General features: G+C 66.6%; 10 protein-coding genes. 4 read left to right on the top strand and 6 right to left on the bottom strand.

The window, feature by feature from the left end:
• The 4 genes from AB4Y84_RS03760 to AB4Y84_RS03745 form a co-directional block, all read left to right on the top strand.
• Positions 1–1,892: TonB-dependent receptor (locus AB4Y84_RS03760; protein WP_442249786.1), on the top strand; the 1,892-nt coding region annotated here is incomplete at its 5' end.
• Between the two features lie 241 nt (positions 1,893–2,133).
• Positions 2,134–2,700, top strand: a complete 567-nt coding sequence (locus tag AB4Y84_RS03755) for a TetR/AcrR family transcriptional regulator (RefSeq protein WP_223494609.1) — start codon at positions 2,134–2,136, stop codon at positions 2,698–2,700.
• Positions 2,700–4,373: an MFS transporter gene (locus AB4Y84_RS03750; RefSeq protein ID WP_442243775.1), complete on the top strand. Its 1,674-nt coding sequence runs from the start codon at positions 2,700–2,702 to the stop codon at positions 4,371–4,373. The genes AB4Y84_RS03755 and AB4Y84_RS03750 overlap by 1 nt, the downstream gene beginning before the upstream one ends.
• Before the next feature lie 10 nt (positions 4,374–4,383).
• Positions 4,384–5,547 (top strand): HlyD family secretion protein, encoded by a 1,164-nt coding sequence (locus AB4Y84_RS03745; RefSeq protein ID WP_059063548.1) that lies wholly within the window; start codon positions 4,384–4,386, stop codon positions 5,545–5,547.
• Positions 5,548–5,685: 138 nt separating this feature from the next.
• On the opposite strand, the gene AB4Y84_RS03740 is transcribed toward AB4Y84_RS03745, so the two are convergent.
• The 6 genes from AB4Y84_RS03740 to AB4Y84_RS03715 form a co-directional block, all read right to left on the bottom strand.
• A complete protein-coding gene (locus tag AB4Y84_RS03740; protein WP_025879333.1) occupies positions 5,686–6,171 on the bottom strand; it encodes a Fur family transcriptional regulator in 486 nt (161 codons plus the stop codon).
• Between the two features lie 34 nt (positions 6,172–6,205).
• Complete coding sequence (gene gltX / locus AB4Y84_RS03735) at positions 6,206–7,609, bottom strand: glutamate--tRNA ligase (protein ID WP_442243776.1); 1,404 nt, start codon at positions 7,607–7,609, stop codon at positions 6,206–6,208.
• 154 nt (positions 7,610–7,763) lie between these two features.
• On the bottom strand, positions 7,764–9,320 hold the full coding sequence (locus AB4Y84_RS03730) for a M28 family metallopeptidase (protein WP_051562478.1): 1,557 nt from the start codon (positions 9,318–9,320) through the stop codon (positions 7,764–7,766).
• A gap of 254 nt (positions 9,321–9,574) precedes the next feature.
• Positions 9,575–9,985 (bottom strand): hypothetical protein, encoded by a 411-nt coding sequence (locus AB4Y84_RS03725; RefSeq protein ID WP_442243777.1) that lies wholly within the window; start codon positions 9,983–9,985, stop codon positions 9,575–9,577.
• 10 nt (positions 9,986–9,995) lie between these two features.
• Positions 9,996–11,309: a cell envelope integrity protein CreD gene (gene creD / locus AB4Y84_RS03720; protein ID WP_312110418.1), complete on the bottom strand. Its 1,314-nt coding sequence runs from the start codon at positions 11,307–11,309 to the stop codon at positions 9,996–9,998.
• 81 nt (positions 11,310–11,390) lie between these two features.
• The coding region (locus AB4Y84_RS03715) for an ATP-binding protein (protein WP_442249785.1) at positions 11,391–12,074 on the bottom strand (684 nt) is incomplete at its 5' end.

The raw sequence follows: 12,074 nt of genomic DNA, 5'->3' as shown, positions 1-12,074 counted from the left end.
TCCGTGGCCAGGAAGGCCCGCGCGTGGCCGTGCTGTCCAACGGCATGGGCAACATGGACGCCTCTACCGTCAGCGCCGACCATGCCACCAGCATCGAGCCGTTCCTGGCCGACCAGATCGAAGTACTGAAAGGCCCTGCGACGCTGCTGTTCGGCAGCGGCGCGATCGGCGGCGCGGTGAACGTGGTCGATGGACGCATTGCGCGCGAACTGCCGGACCGTCCGCTCAGCGGCCGCGCCGAGCTGCGTGGCAATTCGGTCAACGACGAACGCAGCGGCATGTTCCGCCTGGACGGCGTGAGCGGCAATGTCGTGCTGCACGTGGATGGCCTGGTGCGCAATGGCGATGATTTCCGCATTCCCGGCTACGCGGTGATCGACGGCCTGGAAGACCACCACGATGACCACGACCACGCGGGCGAGGAAGGTGAAGAGCCGCGTCGCGGCCGCCTGGACAACAGTTCCATCCGCACTCGCGCCGGTGGCGTCGGCGCCACCTGGCTGGGCGAAGGCGGCTACTTCGGCGCCTCGGCCAGCACCTACCGCACCAACTACGGCATCCCCAACGGCGCCCACGTGCATGCTGACGGCGATGGCCACGACCATGGTCACGACCACGACCATGGCGAGGAGGAGGAAGGTGAAGAGCACGACGTGCGCATCGACATGGTGCAGAACCGCTTCGAGACCAAGGCCGGCACCTACAACCCGGTATCGTTCCTGAAGAACGTCAACGCGCGCGTGGCCTACACCGACTACGAACACGTGGAGCTGGAAGCCGGCACGCCGTCCACCCGCTTCACCAACCGCGGCATCGAAGGCCGCCTGGAAGCGGTGCAGCAGCAGATCGGCGGCTGGGACGGCGCCTTCGGCCTGCAGTTCGGCAACAGCGATTTCGGCGCCAAGGGCGAAGAAGCGTTCGTGCCCGATACCGGAACCAAGAACATCGGCCTGTTCGTTCTGCAGGAAAAGCAGTTCGGCCCGTTCAAGCTGGAACTGGGCGGTCGCCACGACCAGGTCAAGCTGGACCCCACCGGCGATTACCGCCGCCGCAAGTTCGACGCGACCAACCTGTCGGCCGCCGGTATCTGGAAGCTCAACGATGCGGTCGACCTGCGCATCGGCGTGGACAGCTCCGAGCGTGCACCGACCAATGAGGAGCTGTACGCCGCGGGTGCGCACATCGCCACCCGTTCGCTGGAAATCGGTGATGCCAACCTGAAGACCGAGCGCGGCCAACGCATTGAACTGGGCATCCACACCCACAGCGAGCGCCTGGACTTCTCTGCCGCGATCTACCAGACCAGGTTCAAGGACTTCATCTACCTGGCCGACACCGGCATCACCGAAAGCCTGCCGGTGCGCAGCTGGACCCAGCAGGACGCGGTGTTCAAGGGCGCCGAGGCCGAAGCGCTGGTGCACCTGTTCGAAGGCGGCGCCGGCGATTGGGACCTGCGCGTGTTCGGCGACTACGTACAGGCCAAGCTGGACGGCAACGGCAGCCGCACCCTCGACATCGCCGTGCCGCACGGCGACCACAACCACAACTACAGCGTGGAACTGGCCAACACCGGTTACCTGCCGCGCATCGCCCCGGCCCGTGTCGGCGCCGACCTGCGCTGGGCGAAGGATGGCTGGCGTGCCTCGGTGGGCGCGGTGCGTTACAGCCGGCAGAAGGACGTTGCGCAGAACGAGGAGCCGAGCAACGGCTACACCCTGGTCGATGCGCACCTGGCCTACCGCTGGGACCGCAGCGACAGCAACAGCTACGAGTTGTTCCTGGATGGCAGCAACCTGACCAACCGCGAAGTGCGTCCGCATACCTCGCTGCTGAAGGATTACTCGCCGCTGCCGGGTCGTGGTGTCGCCTTCGGGATCCGCGCGTTCTTCTGATGAGGCATCCACGCATGGCGTGGATCTACTGAAGTGCATCCGCGCGTGGTGTGGATTTACTGACTTTGACGGCGGCATGCTGTCGTTCTCTCCCGGGGGGCCAGGTTGGCCCCCCGTCTTTTTTGATGACCTCGATCGACCCTCACGCATCCGTCACAAAGATGTGCGTACGACAACAAGCGGACAATCCCGTCGCCATTCGTCTCTCGCCATCCGGACATTTGTGTCCGAAAATGAAGCCATGACCACCCAACGCGCCGATGCCGCTGCCCGCCGAGCCCTCATCCTCGATGCTGCCGACCATGTGTTCGGCCAACACGGYGTTACCGCGCCGCTGGACCTGGTGGTCGAGCGTGCCGAAGTCGGCCGCGCCACCCTGTATCGGAATTTTCCTGACCGCACCGCGCTGATCCAGGCGCTGCTGCAGCGCACGGTCGACCGCATCCGCCGCCAGGTCGAGCAGCTTGGCGACCGCGACGACGCCCTGTTCGAAGTGTTCGAGGGTATGGCCCAGCGCATCGTCGATTCGCCGGCACTGGCCGATTACTGGCGCGCGGTCGATTCGGACGTGCCGGCCATGCGCACCGCACGCGAGACCGTGCGCGACCTGCTGGAAGCCCCCATCGCCCGCGCCAAGGCCGCTGGCCTGTGCCGGCCCGACCTGGAGAAGACGGATATTTCACTGATCTCGGGCATGCTGGGGGCGGCCCTGCGCGGCAAGACCCGCGATGAGCGCGCCCAGCTGGCCGGGCGTGCCCTGCAGCTGCTGCGCGGGGGACTCCAGGGAGCAGCCAACGGGGAACGCTGATGGTGCAGCCGTACCTCAAGCCGGTTCCGGATTGGGAGGAGCACGAGAAGCCGACCATGCCCGGTTCGGCATCGATGCCCTGGCACCCGCCCTATCGGCGTGCAGCCTATGCACTGGTGTCGTTGCTGGTGGCCGTCACCGGTGGCCTTGGCAACGCGCTGGTAACGGCCAACCTGCCCTTCCTGCAGGGGCAACTGGCACTCACTCCCACTCAGGGCAGCTGGCTGGTGGCTGCCTACGCCATGGTCAACGTGACCGCCAACCTGCTGGCCTTCAAGTTCCGCCAGCAATACGGCATCCGCCTGTTTGCCGAGATCGGCCTGGGGCTGTACGCGGCGCTGGCGGTGCTGCACCTGTTCGTCGGCAGTTTCGAGACCACCATGCTGACCCGCGCCGCCAGCGGTTTCGCCGGCGCGGCCTGCTCGACGCTGGGGACGCTGTACATGCTGCAGGCGCTGCCACGGCGATTCACCGGCAACCTGCTGGTGATCGGCGTCGGCCTGTCGCAGCTGGCGGTGCCGATTGCCTGGATCGTCTCGCCCGGCCTGGTCGATACCGGCCAATGGCACCAGCTGTATTCGTTCGAAGCGGGGCTGGCGCTGTGCGCGTTTGCCGCCGTGGTCGTGCTGAAGCTGCCGCCGGGCATCCAGGTCAAGGCCTTCGAACCGCTGGATTTCCTCACCTTCGCCCTGCTCGCGCCTGCCGTCGCCCTGCTGGTGGTGGTGCTGGCCCAGGGCTACACGCGCTGGTGGTTGAACACGCCGTGGCTGGGCTGGGCGCTGATCGCCTCCATCGTGCTGACCACCACCGCACTGATCATCGAACACTACCGGCGCAACCCGCTGCTGCAGATCCGTTGGCTGTCGACCCTGCCGGTGATGCACTTCATCGTCGGCGCCTTCCTGATCCGCTTCCTGACCACTGAACAGTCCTACGGCGTGGTCAACCTGATGCGCACCCTGGGCATGGGGCCGGACCAGATGCGGCCGCTGTTCGTAGTGATCCTGGCCGGGGTGGTCACCGGCATCGCCGGTGCGTCACTGACCTTCGGCCCGAAGCGCCTGATTGCGCAGTTGCTGATGGCGATCCTGCTGCTGGGTGCCGCCGCGTTCTTCGACCAGCACCGCACCAGCCTGGATCGCCCGCACGACTTCTACATCAGCCAGTTCCTGGCGTCGGTGGGCGCCGGCATGTTCATGGGCCCGCTGATCATGCTCGGCATTTCCGCCGCGTTGAAACAAGGCGTGGACCACATGATCACCTTCCTGGTGACATTGTCGATCACGCAGACGCTGGGCGGACTGGCCGGCTCGGCCGTGCTGGGAACATTCCAGCTGCATCGCGAGCAGCTGTATTCCAGCGCGCTGACCAGCCAGCTTGATCCAGCCGACCCGGTGGTGGCACAGCGCCTGCGCATCCAGCAGCAGCTGTACGCAGCGCAGATCACCGACCCGGTGCTGCGCAGTGCCCAGGGCAGCGCGCAGCTGGCGCAGACCACCCGCCGCGAAGCCAACGTGCGAGGCTTCAACGATGTATTCACCCTGAGCGGCTGGCTGGCAATCGGTTTCCTGTGCTGGTTGCTGCTGCTGTCGCTGCGTACCGCCGTACGCAAACAATGGCGCAAGCGCCATCCTTCCTCCCCCGCTGCGGCTGCGACCGCGGCACCGCGCTGAGTCCACCGCCATGCCTCCCGTCCCGCCCCGTCCAGACGACACCGACGCTGCCGAGAACGTCACCCCGCCGCCGCCCACCGATGCGGCACCGGCGGCGACGCCTGCCGCGCCCGCCGCCGCGCCGAAGTACCTCAAGCCGAGTTCGCGCAGCGTGGTGGTGATGGTGGTGGTGGCCCTGCTGGGCATCGCGCTGATCCTGCGCGCCTGGCACCTGTGGCCGTTCACCAGCAGCGTGATGGTGACCGACAACGCCTACGTGCGCGGGCAGATCACGGTGATGGCGCCGCAGGTGAACGGCTACGTGACCGACGTGCTGGTGAAGGACTTCCAGCACGTGAAGCAGGGCGAGCCGCTGCTGCGCATCGACGACCGCATCTACGCGCAGCGGGTGGCGCAGGCGCAGGCCACGCTGGACAGCGCGCGCGCGGCCCTGGCCAATTCGGACCAGTCGCAGGCGCAGAACCGCGCGCAGATCGCTGCAGCGCAGGCCACGCTGTCGGCCGGCCAGGCCGAGCTGCAGCGCTCGCGCAACGAGGCCAAGCGCTACGAGGAACTGGCGGCGCAGCAGCTGGTGTCGATCAACGACCGCGACAAGTTCCGCACCAGCCAGGCCTCGGCGCAGGCCAGCGTGCAGCAGTCGCAGGCGCAGATCCGCATCGCCGAAGAAACCCTGGTCTCGACCCAGGTCTCGCGCAAGAGCCTGGAAGCGCAGGTGGAAAGTGCGCAGGCACAGCTTGAGCTGGCCCGCATCGACCTGGCCAATACGGTGATCCATGCGCCGCGCGACGGGCAGATCAGCGAAGCCAGCGTGCGCGTGGGACAGTACGTAGCCGCCGGTTCGCAGCTGCTGTTCCTGGTGCCCGACGCATTGTGGGTGGTGGCCAACTACAAGGAAGGCCAGACCTGGCAGATGAAGATCGGGCAGCCCGCCTCGTTCTCGGTGGATGCGTTCCAGGGCCAGGTGCTGCGCGGACGGGTGGAGCAGATCGCGCCGGCCACCGGATCGGAGTTCAGCGTGCTGCGCCCGGACAATGCCAGCGGCAATTTCACCAAGGTGGTGCAGCGGCTGCCGGTGCGTATCTCGATCAACGGGGACCAGGAACTGGCGGCGCGGTTGCGGCCGGGCATGTCGGTGATCGTGCGGGTGGATACCGCGACCAAGCCGATGGACTAGGGCGCCGGCCCGGTGGAGTCGAGCCATGCTCCATGCTCGGCTGCATTGTTGTGAAATGGGGTCAGATCCTTTGCCACTGGCAAAGGGATCTGACCCCAATCCCGAGGAAGCCGACCAGCGGCCGGCCCTACCCTCGCATCAACCTGCGCAGCGGGCGCAGAGTCCGTGTACTTCCAATGTCTGTGCCTGCGGTTGGAAGCCGAGCTCCTTGGCCCGCTTTTCCAGCTGGGTCACGATCTCGCGGTCTTCCAGTTCCACCGCGCTGTGGCAGCTGTTGCAGATCAGGAACGGCACCGAATGGGCCGCACTGCTGGGGTGGTGGCAGGCCACGAAGGCATTGACCGATTCCAGCTTGTGCACGAAGCCATTGGCCATGAGGAAGTCGAGCGCGCGGTACACGGTGGGCGGGGCGTCAGCACCCACACCCTTGCCGTTGCGCACCCACTCCAGCAGCTCGTAGGCCTTGACCGGCTTGCCGGCCTCGGCGATCAGCTTGAGCACGTTGGCGCGGATGGGGGTAAGGCGCAGCCCGCGCTCGCGCGAGACACGCTCGACCACCGCCACGAAATCAGAAGCGTCGTGGACATGGTGGTGCGGGGCCGTACAGGCGGTTTTGGCGGACATGCGCGTTCTCCAGTTCGGGCGTGGGCCGCAGGGCTCAGGCCGTTGCTACCTTGGTGATGGCCACATCGATGCGTTTCAAGGCCTGCTCGCGGCCGGCCAGGTACACGGTATGGGAAATGTCAGGGCTGACCTGGGTGCCGGTGATGGCCACGCGCAGCGGCTGGGCGACCTTGCCCATGCCCATTTCCAGCGCGGCGGCTGCATCGTGCAGGGCCACGCCAACGGCTTCGGCGGTCCACTCCGGCAGGGCCGCCAGCAGCTCGCGGGCCTTGCCCAGCGGCAGTTCCGCACCGACCTTGAAGTGCTTGGCCACGGCCGCTTCATCGTATTCGTTCAGCGGCTGGTACCAGACCACGGCCTTCTCGGCCATTTCCTTCAGGGTCTGCACGCGCTCGCGGAGGGCGATCACCACGTCCACCGGCGCCGGGCCAGCGGCCACATCCAGGCCCAGCTTCTGCAGCTGGTAGACCAGGTGCGGCACGATCGCGGCCGGCTCCTCGGTCTTCAGGAAGTGCTGGTTGACCCAGCCCAGCTTGGCCATGTCCAGGCGCGAGGCCTTGGAATTGCAGTCCTTCACATCGAACAGGTCGATCAGTTCCTGGCGGCTGAACAGTTCCTGGTCACCGTGCGACCAGCCCAGCCGGGCCAGGTAGCTCAGCAGTGCATCAGGCAGGTAGCCGGCGTCCTTGTACTGCATCACGTCGGCCGCGCCGGTGCGCTTGGACAGCTTGGCGCCCTGCTCGTCCAGGATCATCGGCATGTGGCCGAACTTCGGCACCGGTGCGCCGATGCCTTCGTACAGGTTGATCTGGCGCGGGGTGTTGTTGATGTGGTCGTCGCCACGGATGACTTCGGAGATCTTCATGTCCCAGTCGTCCACCACCACCGCGAAGTTGTAGGTGGGGTAGCCGTCCGGCCGGAAGATGACCATGTCATCCAGCTCGCTGTTGGCGATCTCGATGCGGCCCTTGATCAGATCATCGAACACCACCGTGCCTTCAAGCGGGTTCTTGAAGCGGATGACGCGGTTCGGGTCGTCCCTGTACGGCAGGGCCTGCTCGCGGGCAGCGCCGTTGTAACGCGGCTTTTCCTGCCTGGCCATCGCGGCCTCGCGCATGGCGTCCAGCTCTTCGCGGGTCTCGTAGGCGTAGTACGCCTTGCCGTCGGCGATCAGCTGCTCGGCCACTTCCTTGTACCGGGCGACGCGCTCGGTCTGGTAGAACGGGCCTTCGTCGTAGTCCAGGCCCAGCCACTCCATCGCCTCCAGGATCGCATCGATCGCGCCCTGGGTGCTGCGTTCACGGTCGGTGTCCTCGATGCGCAGCACGAACTCGCCGCCACGATGGCGGGCCTCCAGCCAGCAGTACAGCGCGGTGCGGGCGCCACCGATATGCAGGTAGCCGGTGGGACTGGGGGCGAAGCGGGTGCGGCAGGTCATGGAGGGCTCGAGGAACGGGTATCCCCCGATTTTACCAGCCCTCCGCCCCCTGCGGAAAAAGGGGGCGGAGGGGGTCAAGTCGCTATTGCCGCGCTTCCGGGAGAACGCCGATGCAACGGAGGGGAAATACGACTTGATCCCCTCCGTCCCCTTTTCAGGGCTCGGGCTTGCGCGGGAACGGCTGCTCGCGCATGGCGGCGTGGTAGGCGAAGGAGGCGACGATGGCGGCGGCCTGCTTCAGGTCTTCCGGTTCGGCGTGGTCCCAGGTGTCCAGGTGGCTGTGGTGGACGTTGCTGAAATAGTCCAGCTTGTCCTGGATGAACTGGAAGCCCGGCAGGCCGATGCGATCGAAGCTGATGTGGTCGGTGCTGCCGGTGTTGCGGGTGGCCACGGTGGTTGCACCCACGTCATGGAACGGGGCGAGCCAGGCTTCGAAGATCGGCATCGCCGCCAGGTTTTCCTGTGCGTAGATGCCACGGAAGCGGCCCGAGCCGTTGTCCATGTTGAAGTAGACCTGGAACTTGCCGTAGTCGCGGGTCTTCTGCAGGGCACCGGTCGGTTCGCGCAGCGAGGCCGGCAGCGCTTTCTGCGCCGGGTCGGTGGGCTCGGGGAATCGACCGAAGTGCTTGGCCACGTAGGCCTGCGAACCGATCAGTCCCTGTTCCTCGCCACTCCACAGCGCAACCCGGATGGTGCGCTTGGGCTTGGCGCCGCTGGCCTTGAGGATGCGCATGGCCTCCATCATCACCGCCACGCCGGCGGCGTTGTCGGCCGCGCCGGTGCCGCTGTGCCAGGAATCCAGGTGCGCGCCGATCATCACCACCTCGTCCGGCCTGCTGCTGCCACGGATCTCGGCCAGGGTGTTGTAGCCGGGCTGGTCGGCCTCGTCGGTGAAGCGTGCGGCCACATCCACGCGCAGGCGCACGCTCTGCTTGGCTTCCAGCGCGCGTACCAGCGGATTGAAGTGCTCGGCGATCATCGCCAGTTCGGGAATGCCGACCGCTTCGCCGGCCTTGCGCGAGCCGCCACCGGCCACGCGGATGATGCCGTTGTCCCAACTGCTGATGCTGATCGAGGCCAGCGCGCCTTCTTCAACGAAGAATGCGTTGACCTTCGCCGCCAGCGCCTGCTTCTCCTGGTATTCCTTGACCCGCTTGGCGCGGTCGGCGGCCACGTCCTTGTCCTTGGGCAGGGTGAATTCCTGCAGGCCTTCCAGCGAGGTGGCGTCGTGCCGGTGCGAATCGGCGTCGGTGCCGCGCTTGTATTCGCGTGCCTCGCCCAGCAGCAGGATCTTTCCACGCAGCTTGCCGCGATATTTCTCGATGTCCTCGGGCTTCTTGATGTCCACCTGCAGCAGGTCGCCCTCGACCGGGCCGTTGGTGCCCGGCGTCCACGCCTTGGGCAGCGCATGCAGTGGCTGCACGCGATCGCCCAGCATCTCCACGCTGGCCGAGGTGAATTCCCAGCCACGGCCGAATTCGTCGAAGGCTTCGTCATGGACATTGTCCAGCTTCCATTCGCTGAACTTGCCGCGGGTCCAGGCGTTGGCACGCCCCATCGCCGGCGAATTGGTCAGGCGCGGCCCGATGCGTTCGGTGAGGTAGCTGAAGGTATCCATCACCTGCGACTTGTGGAACGCCTGCTGGCGGATCTTGCCGACCATGTCCAAGTCCACCGGCTCGCGCTGCTGCGCCACCGCATTGCCACCCATCGCCAGCGCTACTGCCAGCACGCCCCACTTCAGCCCGCTCCACGTCAACACGCCGCACCCCTGCCCTTCGGCTCGATCATCATCCGGTCGAGTCTAGCCAGCCGGGGGCCCCGGCCCCCGTCCCATCGGTCATGGGCATCTGGTAGATCCACGCCACGCGTGGATGGGCCTTCCCACCGAAGAGCGGTGCGGACCAAGGTCCGCCCACCAGAGGCCCCGTAGATCCACGCCATGCGTGGATGGGCCTTCCGCTGTCACCCCTTCCACCCCAGCCACAGCTGCGCGCGTTCGGGCAACAGCAGCAGCCAGTGCCGCTGGTCGATGCTGCTGCAACCAAACACCGCCGCATGTTCCGGCCAGTCTGCCGGCAACCCGTCGATGCCGATCTCCGACAATGCCGCCGCCCCGGCCTTCCATGGCCGGTAACGGGGCACCTTGCCGGCGAGCGCGCCGCGTCCGTGCCGCGCCTCCCGCAACCAGTCCAGCCCGCGCCGGTGCAATCCTTCGCAGGTGACGGCGGCCAGCTGGAAGCGGACCAGGCCGGGCGCGATCCGTGCCCCCGGCAAGGCCGCCAGTACCCCATGGGCCTGCAGCAGTGCATCCACCTCCAACAGCGCGGGAATGCCCTGTCGTGCCCGTTGCTGCAATCCTTGGCGCCAGCCCATGGCGTGCTCCTTACTTCTGCTCGGCCAGGGCGTACCAGTCAACCCGACGGGTCACCCACATCGCCAGCGCGAGGATCACGAACAGCAGCAGCGACCCCATCAGCAGTGCATTGTTTTCCGAGACCAGCAGCCCATACAGCGCGCCGTACAGCACCGTCAGCATTGCGGCGAAGCCCAGGCCCCGCTTCCAGTGACCCAGCACATTGGCCAGGTACACCGCCTGCAGGCTGATGCAGGCCAGCGCGGAAACCAGGTAGGCCTGCCAGAAGGCGATGTGCTCGGACAGGCTGATCAGCAGCAGGAAGAAGATCGCCAGCGCCAGGCCGACCATCAGGTACTGCAGCGGGTGGATGCGCAGCGACTTGATCAGTTCGAACAGGATGAAACCAACGAACGTCAGCACCACGAACAGCACGCCGTACTTGGAAGCGCGGTCGGCCTGGGTATAGGTATCGACCGGGTCGACCAGCGAAACCTGCACCGCCTGCGCATCCAGGTCATCGCCCTCGCGCAGTCGCTGCTGTGCGTCCGATGCCAGCGAGGACACGGCCCAACGTGCATCGAAGCCCTGCGCATCCACACGCCGCTCGTTCGGCAGGAATGCACCGGCAAACGACGGGTGCGGCCAGCTGGACCGCAGCGCGATCTGGTTGTCATCGCCCACCGGCACCACCGACAGCGAGCGGCTGCCATCGAGCTGCAGTTCCAGTTCCACGCTGCTGGCCGCCAAGGTGCCTCCGGTGCGGGCAATGCCGGCAATCGGTGCATGCAGCCCACGGCCCAGTGCGGATGCGCCGGCCACGCCCGGCAGCAGCTTGACCTGCTGCCCATCAACCCGCAGGTTCGGCGTACCGACCAGGCCACGCGCATCGGACACGCCCAGCGCAATGTAGGCGTCGCCATAGGTCATGCCATCGTGCTCCGGGTAGTCGTCCTCGCTGAAGGTCGCCTTGAGCTGGCCATTCCAGCTGTATACCGGCACCTTGAACAGGCCGACCGAGCGCTGGCTGGGCAGCAGCTCGCCACTGATCTGCAGGGTGGCCGGCGGCTGCAACCAGTAACCCTGGGTGGTCTGCAGCTCCGTCTTCTTGTTGCCCTGCGCATCGACCACTTCCACCTGCTCGCGCTTGGACCATGGCACCACGCGCACCGGCCCGACCACGCGCTGGGTACCGGCACGGCTTTCGGCCACCCGCGAGTAGGCCTCTTCGCGATAGGCGCTGCGCTCGGTGATGACGCTGCGGATCAGGAACAGCGGGATCAGCAGCAGCAGGATCAGGCCGCCGACAATGGCGAACCGCAGCAGCATCTTCAGGGATTTCATCGTCCGTCCTCGTTGGAGAGGACTGCAGGATGGACGGCTGCGGTGAGCAGGGTTTGTGGCGAATTTGAAGCGGGTGTGAAGTCAGCGCCGCAGACGCTGGCCCGGTATCGCCAGCGGCAGCCACAGGCTGGCCACGGTGCCGCCGCCTTCGCGCGGCTGCAGGCTGGCGCGGCCGTCATGCAGGCGCACGACTTCCTGCACGAAGGGCAGGCCGAGGCCGGAACTGCGGCGGCCAGTGCCGGGTCGGGCCAGCGAATAGAAGCGCTCGAACACGCGCTCGCGTGCGTAATCGGGAATGCCCGCGCCACGGTCGGCAACCTGCAGGCGTACGCCCTGCCCGTCCAGTTGGGCATCCAGCTGCACCTGTGCCCCGGGTGGCGAGAACGCAATGGCGTTGTCGATCAGGTTGTGCAGCGCCTGTCGCAGCAGATAACCATCGCCCTGCACGCGCAGGTCGGGCACCTCGTCGATATGCAGCTGGACACCTGCGGCCTGCGCGCGCACCTGCGCCGCCGCCGCGGCTTCCTGCAGCAGCACCGGCAAGGCGATCGGATCACGGGTCTGCAACCAGCCGTGCTGCTCGACCTCGGCCAGCGCCAGCAGCTTGTCGATGGTTTCGGTCAGCCGTTCCTGCTGGTCGACGATGCTGCGTGCGAAATGCGTACGGTCGGCGTCGGCCATCGGCTCCTGCAGCAGTTCGGCGGCACCGCGTATCGCCGCAAGCGGGCTTTTCATCTCGTGGGTCAGCGATTGCACGTACTGCTC

This window comes from Stenotrophomonas sp. 2YAF22, from assembly GCF_052114665.1.
Taxonomy (GTDB): Bacteria; Pseudomonadota; Gammaproteobacteria; order Xanthomonadales; family Xanthomonadaceae; genus Stenotrophomonas; species Stenotrophomonas indicatrix.
The sequence above is the reverse complement of the archived record's forward strand: the minus strand, read 5'-3'. Positions and strand labels throughout refer to the sequence as shown.

Coding starts and splice junctions, on each gene's coding strand:
- AB4Y84_RS03730 (WP_051562478.1), bottom strand. CDS start 9,320: ATGGGTGGCAATGCGGTGGCGCAGCAGCGCGAGCCGGTGGACTTGGAC.
- gltX (WP_442243776.1), bottom strand. CDS start 7,609: ATGACCTGCCGCACCCGCTTCGCCCCCAGTCCCACCGGCTACCTGCAT.
- AB4Y84_RS03740 (WP_025879333.1), bottom strand. CDS start 6,171: ATGTCCGCCAAAACCGCCTGTACGGCCCCGCACCACCATGTCCACGAC.
- AB4Y84_RS03725 (WP_442243777.1), bottom strand. CDS start 9,985: ATGGGCTGGCGCCAAGGATTGCAGCAACGGGCACGACAGGGCATTCCC.
- creD (WP_312110418.1), bottom strand. CDS start 11,309: ATGAAATCCCTGAAGATGCTGCTGCGGTTCGCCATTGTCGGCGGCCTG.
- AB4Y84_RS03745 (WP_059063548.1), top strand. CDS start 4,384: ATGCCTCCCGTCCCGCCCCGTCCAGACGACACCGACGCTGCCGAGAAC.
- AB4Y84_RS03750 (WP_442243775.1), top strand. CDS start 2,700: ATGGTGCAGCCGTACCTCAAGCCGGTTCCGGATTGGGAGGAGCACGAG.